The following is a 16,074-nucleotide window of genomic DNA, read 5'->3' as shown; positions in this document are numbered from 1 at the left end:
GAAAGCGGATGCACGGGAGCCCTCGGTGACGGATCATGTCGGCATGTCCGCGAACCCACACGACGCACTGCCGATCCGGCTCAACGTCGACGACAGCGACTCCCCGTCCGATGTCGTCGACGCGCTGTTCCTCGGCCGTTTCGCGACGGGCGAGCAGCCGTACGCGCACGCGGCGAACATCGACCGCGTACGGACGGGCGCCACCCTGCTGCCGCTGGACGCGCGGGTCCTGCGCTCCGCGCGCGACGACGACCGCAGCGCGACCCTCGCCGAGGGCGACGGCTGGACCGTGCTGATCTCCCGCTGGAACCGCGGCGCCGACATCACGGTGACGGCGACCAGTGCCGAGCTGGCGGAGAAGGTGCTGGGCCAGGCCACGGACGGCGCGGCCGACGAGCCCGAGCCGCAGCCGGAGAACGTGACGATGGGCTTCTGGTACGTGTCGCCGCGCCGGGGCCCGCACCGTACGACCCGGCAGATCTCGGCGGGCACGTGGGAAGAGGTACGGCCGAACTACACGGCCCCGGTGGCCGACGCGATGGACCGGCTGATGAAGACGACCCCCGAGGACATCGCGGGCCGTCTCCTGCTGCTGCACGGCCCGCCCGGCACCGGCAAGACCTCGGCCCTGCGCACGCTGGCCCGCTCCTGGCGGGACTGGTGCCAGGTGGACTGCGTCCTGGACCCGGAGAGGTTGTTCAGTGATGTCGGCTATCTGATGGACATCGCGATCGGCGAGGAGGACGCGACGGGCAAGGGCCGCTGGCGGCTGCTCCTGCTGGAGGACTGCGACGAACTGATCCGCGGCGAGGCCAAGCACACGGCCGGCCAGGCGCTGTCGCGGCTGCTGAACCTGACCGACGGCCTGCTCGGCCAGGGTCGCAACGTCCTGGTCGGCGTCACGACCAACGAGGACCTGGAACGCCTCCACCCGGCGGTCGTCCGCCCGGGCCGCTGCCTGGCCCGTATCGAGGTGGGCCCGCTGACCCGCGACGAGGCGGTGAACTGGCTCGGCACGGACGAGGGTGTCGGCCGCGACGGGGCGACCCTGGCGGAGCTGTACGCGCTGCGCCGGGGGACGTCCCCCACGTCGGTGCCCGAGCCGCGGGGCGGGGCGGACGCGGGGCTGTACCTGTAGGGCTTCCATGAAACCTGTGGTGCCTCCACGAACGGTGCTTTCATGGAGGTATGACCCTGTTCGTCGGCACGTCGGGGTGGCAGTACAAGGACTGGCGGGGCGCCCTCTACCCGGAGGACTGTCCCACCCGGCTGTGGCTTGAGGAGTACGCCGAGCATTTCGCCACGGTGGAGAACAACAACGCGTTCTACCGGTTGCCGGCACGCGTGACGTTCGAGGCCTGGCGGGAGCGCACCCCGCCGGGTTTCGTGGTCGCGGTGAAGGCGAGCCGCTTCCTGACCCACATCAAGCGGTTGCGGGACCCCGAGGAGCCGGTGGACCGCCTGATGACCCGTGCCGCGGGCCTGGGCGACCGCCTGGGCCCGATCCTCCTCCAGCTCCCGCCCACCCTCCGCGCCGACCCCGACCTCCTGGACGCCTGCCTGGCCTGTTTCCCTCGCGGTACCCGAATCGCCGTGGAACCCCGCCACGACTCCTGGTGGACGGACGAGGTCCGCGAGGTCCTGGAGAGCCGGGGCGCGGCCCTCTGCTGGGCCGACGTCGAGTCCCGCCCCGCCACCCCTCTCTGGCGCACCACCGACTGGGGCTACCTCCGCTTCCACGTGGGCCGCGCCCGCCCCTGGCCTCACTACGGCCGCCAGGCCCTCACGACGTGGGCGCACCGCATCACCGACACCTGGCCCGCCGACCGCGACGTCTACGCGTACTTCAACAACGACCCGCACGCGGCGGCGGTGGAGGACGCGATGACGTTCGCACGGACGGCGAGGGGGGCGGGCCTGAAGGTGACACGAACACCGGAGAAGCTGGCACGGGCGTAGCCGCGGAAATCCGGGAAAATCCGTGAAAAAAGACATTTCGGGATGCCTACTCCCCGTACGCCGCCCGCAGGGCATCCCGGGCCGCGGCCAGCGCGTCCGGCTCACTCAGCCCCAGGCGCCGCACCCGCTCGGCGTAGGCCTGCGCAGCCCCGGCGGCCTCCCGTTCCGCGGCCGAGCCGGCGGCAGCCACGAACGTTCCGTTGCGGCCCCGTGTCTCGATCACCCCGTCCGTCTCCAGCGCCCGATACGCCTTGGCGACGGTGTTGGCGGCGAGCCCGAGTTCCTCGGCGAGCCCCCGCACGGTCGGCAATCGATACCCCACGGGCAGCGCCCCGGAGCGGGCCTGTTCCGAGATCTGGGCCCGCACCTGCTCGTACGGCGCGGCCCCCTCCACGATACGAATGTTCAAGGTCACGCGGCGATTGTCCCGTACCCACCGGAAAATCGAAGGCAGCCAACCGCACCTCACGCGTACCGTGCGCTCACATGACACTGATCGTGCGCGACCTCCGCACCGCCGACCCCGCGGACGCCGAGGCGTTCGCCGACGTACGAAGGCGGGCCCTGCCCTTCATGGTCAGCACCGCCGAGTCCCTCCTCCACGCCGCCACCAGCGCACCCGCCGAGGCCCACTACCAGCAGTTGGTGGCCGAGGCGGACGGCGAGGTGATCGGCACGGTACAGCTGGGCATCGTCCACGACAGCCCCGTACCGGGCCAGGGCAGCCTCAACGTGTATGTGCACCCGGAGCACGTGCGCCGGGGCGCGGGCGGGCTGCTGGTGCGCGCCGCCGAGGAGCGGCTGGCCGCGGTGGGGGCGATCCGGCTGCTCTCCTGGGTGCTGGACACCCCGGACAACCGCGCGTTCGCCGAGCGGCGCGGCTACACGAGCAGCCGCTCGGCCCACTTCCTCCGCCTGGACCTGGCGAACGGCACCCTCCCGCCGATCCAGTCCCCACCACCGGACGCCGAACTGCGCACGGCCGCCGACTTCGCCGACGACCCGCGCCCCCTGTTCGACCTGGACGCGGAGGCGACACTGGACGAACCGAGCGATCTGGACGCGGAGTTCGACGACTACGAGCAGTGGGTCGCCGAGACCTACCGCCATCCTCTTCTCGACCACGACCTGAGCACGGTGGTCATGGTGGACGGCACCCCGGCCGCGTTCACCGCGGTCCATACGGACGGCCGGAACCGCTACTTCACCGGTATGACGGGCACGGCCCGCGCCTTCCGCGGCCGGGGCCTCGCGAAGCTCGCCAAGAACGACTCCCTGCACCGCGCCCGCGCCGCCGGTTACACGGAGGCGTTCACGAGCAACGACGCCGGCAATGGGCCCATGATCGCGATCAACAAGTGGTTCGGCTACGAAATGTGCGCGACGGAGGTGCGCTATGTCCGCGAACTCGGCTGAGTCGACTGTCGAGTTGGACGTCGTCCTGCTCAAGGCGGGCCGTACGAAGATCCGTTACCCCGCGCGGCTGCTCGGCGACGACGGCGTCCGGGTCACCGTGCGCGCGGACTGGGCGAGCGACGGCGTACGGGACTTCGGCTTCGTACGGTTCGAGCCGGGTGATGTCTTCACCGAGTACTACTGGCGCGACCGGTGGTACGCCGTGAAGGAGGTGCGCGACGGGCAGGGCCGGCTGAAGGGCTGGTACTGCGACATCACACGCCCGGCCACGCTGTCCGGCGGTGAACTCGTCGTCGAGGACCTCGACCTGGACCTGTGGCGCTCCGCGGACGGCACGACCGTACTGCGGCTGGACGAGGACGAGTTCGAGGAGAGCGGGCTCTCGGAGAGCGACCCCGAAGCCGCGGCGGCCGCTGTCGCCGCCCTCGACGAGCTGGAGGTGTTGGCCACCGTCGACGGCGGCCTGGAGTCGCTGCTGGCCTAGGGCGTGTTGCGAAAGTCCCGTCGTCCGCCCGGAGGGCGGGCCGAGCGGCGTCTGGTGCGTGCTCTCGGCGTGCCGGGCGGAAGCCCTCGTACTGGATGTACTTGGGCTTTCGCCCGGTGCGGCGAGAGTGCGTGCCAGGCGTCGGGCGGCAGGCGGGACTTTCGCAACACGCCCTAGCCGGTCAAGGACGGGCCACCACCGCGTACCGCTCGTCCTCGACCGCCTTCCCCCACAGCGACGCCTCGTCCGACAGCAGCTCCACCCGTACGTCGGACACCAGCGGCGCGAGCAGCCCGGTCAGCCGCTCGGCGGACATCCCGACCGGACCGACCGTGCCCCACACCCCCTCGACCAGCACGAGCCGCCCTCCGGGCCGCAGCAGCCCGCACCAGTGGCGCAGGGCGCGCCCCGGATCGGGCAGGGCCCACAGGACGTGGCGGACGAGGACGACGTCGAAGCGCTCCTCCCCCACCGGCGGGGCCACCGCGTCGCCGACGAGGAACACGGCGGGGCGCCCGGCGAGCTTGCCGCGCGCGAGGCCGACCATGGCCGGGGAGCTGTCGACGCCGGTCGCCCGGTGCCCCTGTTCGGTCGCGAGAAGCGACAGGGTGCCGGTGCCGCAACCGACGTCCAGTACGTCGCAGGGCCGGCGCGGCAGCCAGCCCCGCAGCCGGGTCGCCCAGGCGTCCCGTACGGCGGGATCCCGCAGGCCATGATCGGGTTCGTCGTCGAACGCGGCCGCCTCCGCGTCCCAGTCGACGGTCGCGGGCGGGTCGTTCGCCGCCGAGTTCTTCGGGGTTTCGGGGGCTCGGGAGGTTTCGTCGTCGTCGATGTTGGTCATGCCGCCAGAGTGACACCTGCCACTGACAGTCCAGATGGTGACAACCGCCACTGACAGAGCACGACCGATGAGTAACGCTCCCGGAAAGGGTCTACCTCCGTGAAACCGCGGAATCCGGTAGACGCAAGGAGGCAGCCATGCGCCGTACGACCGTGCAGAAGCCCCTGAGGAAGTCCGAGTCCCGCCGGATGCGGGAAGAGGCGGACGAACGCCCCGTCGAGCGCCGGGAAGTGCGAAAGGACATCGCACGCACCTGGTGGCCGGACGGCTGAGGCCATCCGGCCCCGCCCGTCCGCCCCAAGCAACCGACCGTCAGGCAAGCCGTTTGCGGTAGTGGACCAAGTCGTGGATCCCGTCCACGCGACGCTCCACGACCACGTACCCGAACCTCGGGTAGATCTTCTGGTTCTCCCACATCAGCGCGTTCGTGTAGAGCCTGACCTCGGACAGACCGAGGGCACGCGCGCGTGTGTCCACGAATTCCAGCAGCCGCCGCCCGACGCCCCGACCGTGGGTGTCGGGGTGGACGGCGATGTTGTCGAGGAACAGATGGTCCTCGCGTGCGTCGACGACCACCAGGCCGATCACGGGGTCTCCGGTGACGAAGACCCGCCCCGCGGCCACGTTCGCCGCGTGGTCCGACTCCATGGGCTGCGGCAGCCGTCCGATGCGCTCGATGTAGTGGTGGTACGCGGCATCCGTCACGGCCTTCACGGCGGCCACGTCGGCGGGGCCCGCCTGCCTGATGCCTGGGTCACCGATGCCGTGGTCGCCCGGCACCTCTGTCATGACCGGGCCTTCAAAAGAGCGCGGTCGAACAGGTCCAGCAGCGCGGCCCAGTGGCGTTCCGTCGCCTCGGCGTCGTACGCGGCGGTGTCGGCCTGCGTGTAGCCGTGCGCGGCGCCCGTGTACACCTCGGTGCGGTGGCGGACTCCGGCCTCGGTGAACGCCTTGTCGAGCAGGTCGATCTGCTCCGGCGGCAGGGACGGGTCGTTGTCGGCGTGACCGAAGTACACCTCGCCGGTGATGCGGGGCGCCGCCAGGTGGGGGCTGTCCGGGGCGTCGGTCGCGAGCCGGCCCCCGTGGAACCCGGCCGCGGCCGCGACCCGCTCCGGGAAGGCGCCGGCGGTCATCAGGGCCAGGCGGGCGCCCATGCAGTAGCCGGTGACGCCGACGGGCCCGGCGGCGGCCCGCGGGCAGTCGGCCAGCCATCCCAGGTACGCCTCCGCGTCCCGCATCGCCAGTTCCGGGGTCAGCGAGAGCATGACCGGCAGGATCTGGTCCCACAGGTCGGGTCGCGCCTCCGTGTCGATGAAGTCGGGCAGGTCGAACACGGGGGTCCGCTTCCTGCGGTGGAAGAGATTGGGCACGAGGACCGTGTATCCGGCGCCGGCCAGCCGGTCGGCCATCGCCTTCAGATGGGGCCGCAGTCCGAACGCGTCCATGTAGAACAGGACCGCCGGGTGCGCGGCGTCGTCGTCGGGGTGGGCGAGATAGGCGTCGGCCGTACCGTCCTCGGTGGCGATGTCCACGGATGTTCCACGCACGGCGGTCATGGGCGCTCCTCTTCTGCTCTCCAACTGACAGGAACGACCACAGTGTCACGCGTCCAGGTAAGAAACGGATCATCTCCGGTCACCTTTGCGCCCTTCAACCCCCGTTCCTGAGCCCTCGGTTAGCCCATCCTTAAGGCGACCATAAGGATCTTCCGTACCCGCCCTCAGCAGCGGATCTCGCGGTTTCCTGAGGCTCAGCAGATCGGGCGAAGTCCGCTGAGGTCCGGCCGCACCCTGACGGGGCGCGGGGCGGAACATTCTGCGGCTCCGCCGCGATGGGGGTCCCCCCGCGCGAGCGCAGCCGAGCGTGGGGGAGCGACCAGCCACGACGGCGCCGAAGACGATCGTCGGCGTGTCTCGGTACTTCCAGCGGAGCGCTTGGCTTGCTGCGGGGCCTGTCCGGCGGCTCAGGCCGGACAGGCCCCGGCGCGGCACACGTACGTGTCACCGGATGTGTTGCACGTGTCAGCCGACGACCGAAAGGCAGGTCGTCGGGGTCGCGTGCGCCGGGTCGAGGGCGTTGGCGACCTCGTGGAACGCGATGCGGTCGATGAGCCCGATCGCCGCGTGTTCGGAGAGGTCGGCGGCGCACAGGTCCTGGATGAGGATGTTCCGCACGTTGGGCCCGTTCAGGAACTGTGACCGGTACGGCGTGACCACCTCGTCGTACTTGGTGGCGAGCACCGTGTACGTGACGCCCGGGACGGTGTCGCCGCCCGCGTTGAGCTTGGTCATGAAGGGCGAGCCCACCACCTGGTCGGCGAGGGCCGGGGTCGAGGACGACAGCAGATCGCCGACGCCGGGGAAGTACTTGAGGAGTTCGGTGAGGCCGCCCAGGTTCGTGCCGTGGTTGGAGGGTGCGATACCGACGAGGGCGTTCACCTCCGCGGCTCCGCCGAGGAACTTGAGGTAGTAACGGGGCATCATGCCGCCCTGTGAGTGTCCGACGAGGTCGGCCTCGGCGGCGCCGGTCGCGGCGAGCACCTTGTCGACGAAGGCGTCCAGTTGTTCCGCCGACTTGTCGATGGGGCCGAGGCCGTTGAAGAAGGCGACGCCGGGCAGTTGGCCGTAGTCGAGGGAGTAGACGCAGTATCCGCGGTTGACGAGATACGGCGCGAGGCCCAGCCAGTTGTCGACGGAGTTGGCGAGGGTTCCGTGGACGAGGACGACGGGGCGCGGGTGGGCCCGGGAGGGTTTGCAGGAGTAGTCGTTCCAGCCTCCCCCACTCTCGGCTGCGCTCGAGCGGGGGGACCCCCATCTCGGAGCATCGGCCGTGTCTGCCGTGTCGGCCGCCTCCGCGGTGGTGGCGGGGACGACGGTCACGGCAGAGGCCAGCAGCAGGGCGGCCAGGGGTCTGATCAGGCGCTTCCAGGGCAGCATCGAGTGATCTCCTTGCGGCTCAAGGGACATGCGACGGCGTGCGCCCAGTGATCCGGATCACGAGGATGCTGTTCTACTTCGCCAAGTTACGGGCGAGTAGAAAAAGTGGGAAGTTACGCGTCAGTAAAATCTTCAACCGTCACCAGGCAGGCCGGATGGGGCCGTAGGGCGCGATGCGCGTCAACTGATCGCGCAGCACCCGCACATCACCCTCCCCGCCGAGCAGTTCGACCCACTCCCGGACGACCTCCGCGGCCGCCTCCTCCGCCGCCCGAGTGCACCCCCAGCCCCGCTCGGTCAGCACGATCAGCCGGGCGCGCGCGTCCCCGGGATGCGGCCGCCGCTCGACATACCGTTCCTCTGGACTGAGCAGGAGTGAGTCCGCTCAGCCGCACGCCCCGAACGGTCTTGGGCGCTCCCCCAGACTTCGTCCGGGGGGACCCCCAGGTTCCCCGGCGTACTCAACCCCGGGGCAGCGACACGCATCCCGTGCGTGGTCCGATCCCGGGAGGCCCCCGCGGCCGGAGGCCGCTATGGACACTGCCCTGTACGACCTGCCTGTACGACCTGGCCAAATGGGTACGGCCAGAGGCGACGGGGAGGCCCCGAACCATCACTCCGGCGGAGCAGGGGCCCCGCCTGCTGGCGCCGTACCCGGCGTCCCAGATCGCACGATCACGTTGACCCGGACGGCCCAGGACGCCGCAAAACCGGAAGCCGACCATCACACGGTCGAGTTAAGCCGCCCTCGTGCACGCTCCCCCGCAAGCAGCTGACAACCCCTTGCGGACGAGCTCCACAACATCCTCTACGGGAAGGCAGCCATGCCAGTCATCCGCTCGTCCGAAGCCGTCGTCCACGAGTTGCACGGCGCCCGTTTCCTCCCGCACGCGTCTCCCCGCACCGGCAGCAAGGAACTCTGCGCCTGGCACGGCGAGATCCCCGTGGGCACGAAGGCCCCCGCTCACACCGTCGACCGGGAGGAGATCTTCCATCTGCTCGACGGCGAGCTCCTGATCACCCTCGACGACCGGACCCACCGCATCACCGCGGGCGACACGGTGATCATCAACCCGGGGGCGACCCTCGCCGTCGAGAATCCGACGGCGACGGTCGCGGTCTCCTGGGTCACCACGTCCATCGGACTGGAAGCGGTGCTCGCGGACGGTACGCGGATCGCTCCGCCCTGGGCGCGCTGAGGCCCCCGGCCGCAGGCACCGATCAGGTGGTCACGCCGCATGAGGTCCCCTGTTGATGAAGCAGGCGGCCGGGCCCACCGTGCCGGGTCCGTACCGTTCGTTGAGGGCGTCGATGACGGGCTCCGCGCGCAGCCGCGCCTCCCTGCCACGGTCCAGTGTCAGCTGGGTGTGGGCCAGGGCGGCGTCCACGATGTGCTCGGCGGTCAGGGTGAGCCGCCGGATACGGGCGCGCTGGAGGCCGTAGCCGTCGAGGACGGCGTACACCGCCTCCCGCAGGTCGTCGGTGTGGGCCGAGGGCGCGGGCAGGGTCCGGGTCCTGGACAGGTCCCGCCGGTCGGCCGTCCGTACCGTGACGGTGATCCGGCGTGCCGCCCGGTCGTGGGTGCGCAGTCGTGCGCCGAGTTCCGTGGCCAGTCGCAGTGCGGCGGCGCGGATCTCGACGCCGTCGAGTGTGTCGAGCGGGAAGTCCGCGCGGACGCTCACCGACTGCGCGCCCCGCCCCGGGACAACCGTACGGCGGTCGATCCCGCGGGCACGTTCCCGCAGCTCACGGCCGGCCTGGCCCAGGATCCGCAGGACGGTGCCGGCCGGGAGCCCGGCCAGTTGCCCGACCGTCTCCACGCCCAGGCTCCGCAGCTCCGCCGCCTGCGCGCGCCGGATCCCGTACAGGTCCTCGACGGGCAGCGGGCCCAGGAACGCCTCGGCCTGTTCCGGTACGACGCACCGGATGCCGCCGGGGCCGGTACGGGCCGAGGCCATCGCGGCGACCGTCCAGGAGGGGCCGATGCCCACGGCCGTGTCCAGCCCGTACCAGGCCAGGGCCCGCACCCGGATCCGCTCCGCGAGATCGACCGGCTCCGCCCCGAACAGCCGTAGCGCACCGCTGAGTTGGGCGACAGCGGCGGACGGCGCCAATGCCTGCACGGCAGGCGTGAACCGCTCCAGCACCGCCATCAGCTCGGGCAGCCCTTCGGGGCGCGACAGCCGTACGTGGAAGAAGGTGGACGGCTTGTCGTCAGGTACGCGAACGATGTTCATCCCGCACTCCCCGGACTCTGGTGCCACAACTTCCGTGTCTTCGTGGGCTCTTCGCCCGCGGGCCGCAGATCGGCCCATGGATTCATCTCGTATCCGGTGGGCATGCGGATGCGTCGGCCGTTCGTGGGGTCGCGGTGGGTGCCCTCCGCCACCGGCTCCGCCAGCCGTGGCATCACCGCGTCGAGGCCGCCCTCGCGGCGCAGTTCGACGAGTTCGGCGAGGTTCCAGGCGGCCGCGCCGACCACGCTGAGGCTGCGCGGGCCGCGCCGCTGCACCACGCCGCGCACCAGCAGCAGCCAGGAGTGGAAGACGGTGTGGGCGCACGCGTCGTGGGAGTCGTCGAAGAAGGCGAGGTCGACCAGGCCCGTACCGTCGTCGAGGGTGGTGAAGATGACCCGTTTGCCGGAGCGGATCGGCGGGGTCTGGGTGGCCGCCTTGGCGCCCGCGACCAGGACCGTCTCACCGTGCCGTGCCTCGCGCAGCCGCCGCGCCGGCACCACGCCCAGCTCGTCGAGGAACTTCCGGTGGTCGTCCATCAGATTGCGCGAGACGTCCATCGACAGCACGCCCAGCTCGGCACTGAGCCTCTCGGCGGAGGACAGGTCCGGCAGCCCGGCCGGCGCGGTCCTGCGCCCGCCCGCCAACGGCAGCTGGCCGCCACCCGCGCCTCGGGCGCCCCGGTGCAGCTCCGTCAAGTGCAGCTGCAGATCACGCCGGTTGGCGCCGAAGTCGTCCAACGCGCCGACCTGGGCGAGTCGCTGGGCGAGCGGTCGGCTCGGCCGCGCCCGCTCCCAGAAGTCCAGCAGCGAGGCGTACGGCTGCCCGGCCTCGATCCGCGCCGCCTCAGCCTCGTTGATGCCGTGCACGTCGGAGAGGGCCAACCGCAGCCCCCACACCCTGGATTCAGACACCAGTTCGATATGATGTGCGACCGCCGACCGGTTGACGTCCACCGGCAGGATCGGCACCCCCCGCCGCCGCGCGTCCGCGAGCAGCAGCCGCTTCGGATACATCCCGGGGTCGTGCGTGAGCAGCCCCGCGTAGAAGGCCGCCGGATGATGCGCCTTCAGCCACGCCGACTGGTACGTCGGCACCGCGAAGGCCACCGCGTGCGCCTTGCAGAAACCGTACGACCCGAAGGCCTCGACGATCTCCCAGGCCCGTGCGACCGTCTCGGCGTCGTACCCCTTGGCCGCCGCGTGCTGCGCGAACCACACACGGATCCGCCCCTGCGACTCGGGGTCGGACAGCCCGCGCCGCACCCGGTCCGCCTCGTCCCGTCCGCAGCCGGTCATGATGTCGACGATGTGGATGATCTGCTCGTGGAAGACGACGACGCCATATGTCTCCTTCAGCGGTTCCTCCAGGTCCGGATGCGGGTAGCGGACCGGCGCCCGCCCGTGCCGGGCCGCGATGAACGGCCGCACCATGTCGGCGGCGACCGGCCCGGGCCGGAAGAGGGAGATGTCGACCACCAGGTCGTGGAAGGTGGCCGGCTGCAGCCGCCCGACCAGGTCCCGCTGTCCCGGCGACTCGATCTGGAAGCAACCCAGCGTCTCGGTGGAACGGATCAGTTGATACGTCGCCGGGTCGCCGTCGCCCCGTTCGAAGTCGAGCGCGTCGAGGTCGAGCCGCTCCCCCGTCGCCCGCGCCACCTCCGCCACCGCGTGCGCCATCGCCGACTGCATCCGCACGCCCAGCACATCAAGTTTGAGCAGTCCGAGGTCCTCGACGTCGTCCTTGTCGAACTGGGACATGGGGAACCCCTCGCCGCTGGTCGGCATCACCGGCGTACGGGACAGGAGGGAGGCGTCGGAGAGCAGTACTCCGCACGGGTGCATGGCGACTCCGCGCGGGAGGGCGTCGAGCGCCTCGACCAGCTCCCACAGCCGACCGTATCGCGCGCCTTCCCGCTGAAGCTCCCTCGCCAACTTCCTCAGTTCCGGGAGTTCTTCGAGGGCCGCGCGGGCGTCGCGGGCCCGGATGTGCGGGAAGGACTTGGCGATCCGGTCGATGTCGGCGGGGTCCAGGGAGAGGGCCGCGCCCACGGCGCGGACGGCGTGGCGGACGCGGTACGTCTCCGGCATCGCGACGGTGGCGACCCGCTCGGTGCCGAAGCGGGCGATGATCGCGCGGTAGACCTCCAGACGGCGCGCGGACTCCACGTCGATGTCGATGTCGGGCAGCACGGTCCGCCGTTTGGACAGGAACCGCTCCATCAGCAGGCCGTGTTCGACGGGGTCGGCGTGCGCGATGCCGAGGAGGTGGTTGACGAGGGAGCCCGCGCCGGAGCCTCGTGCGGCGACCCGGATGCCCATCTTCCGCACGTCATCGACCACTTGGGCGACCGTCAGGAAGTAGGAGGCGAAGCCGTGGTGGGCGATGACGTCCAGTTCCTGGTGCATCCGGTCCCAGTAGGCGCGCCGGTTGTCGTAGCCGTACAGCACCATGCCCGCCGCCGCGCGTGAGGCCAGCGTCCGCTGGGCGGTGCGGCGGCCGGCGCCGACGAGGTGCGGCTCGGGGAAGTGGACGGTGCCGAGGCCGAGGTCGTCCTCCGGGTCGACCAGGCACTCGGCGGCCGTGGCACGGGTCTGCTCCAGCAGACGGTACGCGGTGTCGCGGCGGTACCCGGCGGCCTCGACGACCCGCTCGGCGACGGCCAGCATGGCGCCCGCGTCCTTGAGCCAGGCCTCGCCGGAATCCAGCTCACCGCGGGGGTCGACGGGGACCAGGCGGCGGGCGGCGTCCAGGACGTCGGCGACCGGGCCCATACCGGGGTCGGCGTACCGGACCGCGTTGCTGAGCACCGGGCGGATCCGCTGCTCGGCGGCGAAGCCGACGGTACGGGCGGCCAGGCGCAGCGAGCCCGGACCGGTGCCTTCGCGGCCGTGCCACACCGCCTCCAGACGCAGGGCGTCGCCGTACGCCTCCCGCCAGGGTGCGAGGAGCTTCGCGGCGCGGTCGGGGCGCCCGGCGGCGAGCGCGCGCCCCACGTCGGAGGCGGGGCCGAGCAGGACGGTCAGGCCCTCGGCGGCGCACTCCGCCCAGGGCAACAGGGGTGGGCTCCCCTCTCTCTCACTGTCGCCCGCATGCGCTGCCGTAACGATTCTGCAGAGCTCGGCCCAGCCGGTCGCACCCTCCCGCGCGAGGAATGCCACTCGGGGTGTCGACTCATCGATGAAGGCACCCCCGCGCACGGGAGCACGCCGCCGCGCCTGCCGTACGGGAGGCGCGGGCTCCCCCACCGCCAGCTCCACCCCGAACAACGGGCGGATCCCCGCCGCGGCACAGGCCTTGGCGAACCGGACCGCGCCCGCGAGGGTGTCCCGGTCGGTGAGGGCGAGGGCGTCCATACCCCGTTCGGAGGCGCGCTCGGCCAGCCGCTCCGGGTGCGAGGCGCCGTAGCGCAGGGAGAACCCGGAGACGGTGTGCAGATGCGTGAATCCCGGCACGCACACCTCCGTGGTTCGCACGCTAAGTCGAACATCAGTTCACAACCTTCCCGCCTCCACCATAGACCACTTTTCGAACCTCTGTACGATCCCCGTCGGCCCCCGTCCCACCTGCGCAAACGCCCGGCAGCTCGGACCGTGCGCACGGTGGACGCGACCTCGGCGCTGTGCGGGCTAGTAGTGCTTCGTTAGGTTGTGGGCTGTCTGCGGCTGCTCCGAGGGCTGGGCAGGGGGTGTCCGCAGGTGGTGCAGGTGGTACCTGCACCACCTGCGGACACCCCCTGCCCAGCCCTCGGAGCAGCCGCAGACAGCCCACAACCTAACGAAGCACTACTAGGCAGTTTCGTTTGGATCAGCCGGTCGTTGGTCCGGGTGTGCCGTTGACTGACGCGCAGTGGGCGCGGATCGGGCCGTTACTCCCGGACCGCACGCCGAAGCGGGGTGGCCTCTGGCGGGACCACCGGGAAGTGATCGACGCGATCGCGTTCAAGTTCCAGACCGGAACGCAATGGGTCCACCTGCCGGAGAAGTACGGCAACTGGCGAGGTGTCTACCACCGGCTGCGGATGTGGGCCGTCGACGGCACTTGGGAGCGGGTGTTCATCGCGTCACGAGCGAAAGGCAGCTGCCGTCATGAAGTCCAACCGCCAGATCGTCGCCGACGCCATCGCCGCATGGGCGGCCGACGTGCACTCGAGGGCCGCGTCGGTGGAAGCGGTGGCCTGTGGAGGTGATGGCTCCCTCACTGAAGCGGAGGGCGCCACGACGGAAAGCAGCGTCCCGCAGCGTGTTGGGCAGGGCGGAACAACCAGCATCGGCGACACGGGTGGGGAGCCGTGACCTCGCCGAGGCGTGTTCGATCCAGCGCGGCAGCCTGCCTTTCACAGCCATCGGGCGGAGGAACTCCAGCAATGCAGGTGTGACGACAGGAGTCGGTCCGATCCGGACCGGCAGTGCGGCATCGGCGAAGATCGAGCCGGTCACCGGATGGTCGAGGCCACCTCCCCGGGCCGAGAGCCCTCGAATGGCATCTCCGTCTGGCTTCATCCACAGTGAAACGTAGCGAATGGCGGAATCGAGCCTACTTCGTTGGTGTTCCGCATGCAGTGCTCTACGTCCGGCCCTTTCGCTCATGAAGGGCAGGCGCGGTTCGTGCAAGGAGGGTGAACGGCTACGGGCATTCCTTTCGGTCCGCAGTTGTCGGTGCCGGGGCTGTCACCGGCGCGCGGCGTGGGTGTCGAGGCGAGCAAGGCAGTCGCACGTCTGGCCCGGCTCCCGCTCGACATGGCCGCCGAGGGCGTTGGGCAGCTGACGGGAGTGCTGGGCCGTGCCCTGCACGGGCGGCCGGAGGGCCCGGCTGACCCGCTGCCCGCCAGTTCGGGGATTCCCGTGCTGTTGGTGCATGGGCTGGCCGACGGGCAGTCGGTCGTCCCGCCGCTGGAGCGTGAGCTGCACGGCGACGGCGTGGGCCCCTTTGTCCCGGTCGCCTGCAACCCGTTCGGCCCGGACATCCGCACGGCGGCCCGGACCCTGGGCCAGCAGGTCGAGTCGGCGTGTGCCGGCGGCGCGGGGCGGACCGCGGTCGTGATCGGGTACAGCCTGGGCGGGCTGATCGCCCGCTACTACGTGCAGCGGCTCGGCGGTGACGCGCACGTACCGCTGCTGATCACGCTGGCGACGCCGCACGGCGGGACCGCCACCGCTCTGCTGGCCCCGGCCCATCCGCTACTGCGCCAGCTACGGCCGGGGAGCGAGCTGCTGACCGAACTCGGCGAACCGGCCCCGAACTGCCACACCCGGTTCGTGGCCTTCTACAGCGACCTGGACGAGGCCGTCATCCCCGCCGCCAGGGGCCGCATCAGCCATCCGGACCTCAATGCCCGCAACGTGCTGGTGCCGGGTGTCGGCCACCTGACGCTGCCCCTTCACCGGCCGGTCATCGGCGAGATGCGCGCGCTGCTGGCCGCTGCCCAGGTCCTGTTCGCCGTCTGTGCCCCGGACGGTGACTCTCCGCAGCCCGGTGGGCCGGTCGGCCGCGACACGGACACCGGTTTCCCGTGACAGCAGGGGCAGAACGCAGGAGGCTGAAAGAGAGTCGGTAAAGACGTCAGCGCATGTGCGGACGGACATCCATAGCCTCTTCGTCCCACCCCCGACAGCGGGTCGACGGTACGCCCGTTTCGTCCCGACGACGAACCGCGGGTGCGGGAACTGATCGATGCCGAGCGCCTGCCGGGACAGCCGCACTACACCCCGCGAAGGCTGGCCGCCGCGCGGCGCGGTCCTGCCCCCGGCCGGCTGGGTGGTACCGGCCCGGCCGGGGCAGTGTCCTGGCCTATGCCGGGGACCGGCCTCAGGGCGTCATCGCGTATCTGTCCTGGGTCGATGTGCACTCCGAATGATTTGCTGGCTCTCCGGATGATCTGCTGGCTCTCCGGATGATCTGCTGGCTCTACGCCCTCGAGAAGCCCTCTGCCCTCGTGCCCTGATCGAGCACGCGCCCTCGCCGCGCTCGCCCACTGCCCGCTGATCGAGGCATTCGTCGGCGGTCCGCCAGGTCACTGTCTGCACTGCGCGCTGTCTGCCGAGCTCCCGCCGGCCAAACCGGTCGCCGACGTCGTCCCCTGCGGCTTCCCCCCAGGACAGCGGCTGATCGTCCACGAGGCAGCCGAGTCGTGCCTCGCCCTGCGGCCGGCGACGAGGGTACTGCCCGGACGCGGCCGGAGGCTTGAGGCCATTCGGCGCGTCC

General features: G+C 71.1%; 16 protein-coding genes and 1 pseudogene. 9 read left to right on the top strand and 8 right to left on the bottom strand.

The genetic code is table 11. The annotated features are described in order from the left end of the window. Positions 1 to 43 precede the first annotated feature (43 nt). Together CES90_RS22250 and CES90_RS22245 are read left to right on the top strand one after the other, a co-directional pair. Positions 44 to 1,138 (top strand): DUF5925 domain-containing protein, encoded by a 1,095-nt coding sequence (locus CES90_RS22250; protein ID WP_189787018.1) that lies wholly within the window; start codon positions 44 to 46, stop codon positions 1,136 to 1,138. 50 nt (positions 1,139 to 1,188) lie between these two features. Beyond that, positions 1,189 to 1,959 carry a DUF72 domain-containing protein gene (locus CES90_RS22245; protein WP_189787019.1) on the top strand — a complete coding sequence of 257 codons (771 nt, stop codon included), beginning with the start codon at positions 1,189 to 1,191 and terminating at the stop codon, positions 1,957 to 1,959. 46 nt (positions 1,960 to 2,005) lie between these two features. Here the strand turns inward: CES90_RS22245 and CES90_RS22240 are convergent, their stop codons facing one another. Beyond that, complete coding sequence (locus tag CES90_RS22240) at positions 2,006 to 2,374, bottom strand: GntR family transcriptional regulator (RefSeq protein WP_189787020.1); 369 nt, start codon at positions 2,372 to 2,374, stop codon at positions 2,006 to 2,008. 71 nt (positions 2,375 to 2,445) lie between these two features. Here CES90_RS22240 and CES90_RS22235 point away from each other — a divergent pair, with 71 nt between their 5' ends. Further along, entirely contained in the window at positions 2,446 to 3,375 is a 930-nt protein-coding gene (locus CES90_RS22235; protein ID WP_189787021.1) for a GNAT family N-acetyltransferase, read from the top strand. After that, positions 3,356 to 3,859: a DUF402 domain-containing protein gene (locus CES90_RS22230; RefSeq protein WP_189787022.1), complete on the top strand. Its 504-nt coding sequence runs from the start codon at positions 3,356 to 3,358 to the stop codon at positions 3,857 to 3,859. The genes CES90_RS22235 and CES90_RS22230 overlap by 20 nt, the downstream gene beginning before the upstream one ends. 181 nt (positions 3,860 to 4,040) lie before the next feature. On the opposite strand, the gene CES90_RS22225 is transcribed toward CES90_RS22230, so the two are convergent. Next, positions 4,041 to 4,700: a class I SAM-dependent methyltransferase gene (locus CES90_RS22225; protein WP_189787023.1), complete on the bottom strand. Its 660-nt coding sequence runs from the start codon at positions 4,698 to 4,700 to the stop codon at positions 4,041 to 4,043. A gap of 137 nt (positions 4,701 to 4,837) precedes the next feature. On the opposite strand from CES90_RS22225, the gene CES90_RS51300 reads away from it, so the two are divergent. Beyond that, positions 4,838 to 4,972 (top strand): hypothetical protein, encoded by a 135-nt coding sequence (locus CES90_RS51300; protein WP_268257058.1) that lies wholly within the window; start codon positions 4,838 to 4,840, stop codon positions 4,970 to 4,972. A 40-nt stretch (positions 4,973 to 5,012) separates the two neighbouring features. Here CES90_RS51300 and CES90_RS22220 read toward each other — a convergent pair whose 3' ends face one another. The 4 genes and pseudogenes from CES90_RS22220 to CES90_RS22205 all read right to left on the bottom strand — a co-directional run. Continuing rightward, a complete protein-coding gene (locus CES90_RS22220; RefSeq protein WP_189787024.1) occupies positions 5,013 to 5,489 on the bottom strand; it encodes a GNAT family N-acetyltransferase in 477 nt (158 codons plus the stop codon). Further along, positions 5,486 to 6,256 (bottom strand): dienelactone hydrolase family protein, encoded by a 771-nt coding sequence (locus tag CES90_RS22215; protein ID WP_189787025.1) that lies wholly within the window; start codon positions 6,254 to 6,256, stop codon positions 5,486 to 5,488. The genes CES90_RS22220 and CES90_RS22215 overlap by 4 nt, the downstream gene beginning before the upstream one ends. Positions 6,257 to 6,721: 465 nt before the next feature. Continuing rightward, complete coding sequence (locus CES90_RS22210) at positions 6,722 to 7,636, bottom strand: esterase/lipase family protein (protein WP_189787026.1); 915 nt, start codon at positions 7,634 to 7,636, stop codon at positions 6,722 to 6,724. 139 nt (positions 7,637 to 7,775) lie between these two features. Continuing rightward, a pseudogene (locus CES90_RS22205) lies at positions 7,776 to 7,988 on the bottom strand (MarR family transcriptional regulator); the annotation flags it as partial. A gap of 472 nt (positions 7,989 to 8,460) precedes the next feature. On the opposite strand from CES90_RS22205, the gene CES90_RS22200 reads away from it, so the two are divergent. Further along, entirely contained in the window at positions 8,461 to 8,835 is a 375-nt protein-coding gene (locus tag CES90_RS22200; protein WP_189787027.1) for a cupin domain-containing protein, read from the top strand. A 30-nt stretch (positions 8,836 to 8,865) separates the two neighbouring features. Here CES90_RS22200 and CES90_RS22195 read toward each other — a convergent pair whose 3' ends face one another. Together CES90_RS22195 and CES90_RS22190 are read right to left on the bottom strand one after the other, a co-directional pair. Continuing rightward, entirely contained in the window at positions 8,866 to 9,873 is a 1,008-nt protein-coding gene (locus CES90_RS22195; RefSeq protein WP_189787028.1) for a DNA polymerase Y family protein, read from the bottom strand. Then, entirely contained in the window at positions 9,870 to 13,325 is a 3,456-nt protein-coding gene (locus CES90_RS22190) for a DNA polymerase III subunit alpha (RefSeq protein ID WP_189787029.1), read from the bottom strand. Before CES90_RS22190 ends, CES90_RS22195 begins: the two co-directional genes overlap by 4 nt. Before the next feature lie 374 nt (positions 13,326 to 13,699). On the opposite strand from CES90_RS22190, the gene CES90_RS52025 reads away from it, so the two are divergent. From CES90_RS52025 to CES90_RS22175, 3 genes are all read left to right on the top strand, one after another. Continuing rightward, the gene (locus CES90_RS52025) at positions 13,700 to 14,059 is read left to right on the top strand and encodes a transposase (RefSeq protein ID WP_373313542.1); all 360 of its coding nucleotides are present in this window, start codon (positions 13,700 to 13,702) and stop codon (positions 14,057 to 14,059) included. Next, positions 13,959 to 14,165, top strand: a complete 207-nt coding sequence (locus CES90_RS22180; RefSeq protein WP_189786391.1) for a hypothetical protein — start codon at positions 13,959 to 13,961, stop codon at positions 14,163 to 14,165. The genes CES90_RS52025 and CES90_RS22180 overlap by 101 nt, the downstream gene beginning before the upstream one ends. Positions 14,166 to 14,528: 363 nt before the next feature. Continuing rightward, a complete protein-coding gene (locus tag CES90_RS22175) occupies positions 14,529 to 15,386 on the top strand; it encodes an alpha/beta hydrolase (RefSeq protein ID WP_229914222.1) in 858 nt (285 codons plus the stop codon). Positions 15,387 to 16,074: the final 688 nt, after the last annotated feature.

It is taken from the genome of Streptomyces capitiformicae (assembly GCF_002214185.1).
Classification (GTDB): domain Bacteria; phylum Actinomycetota; class Actinomycetes; order Streptomycetales; family Streptomycetaceae; genus Streptomyces; species Streptomyces capitiformicae.
The sequence above is the reverse complement of the archived record's forward strand: the minus strand, read 5'-3'. Positions and strand labels throughout refer to the sequence as shown.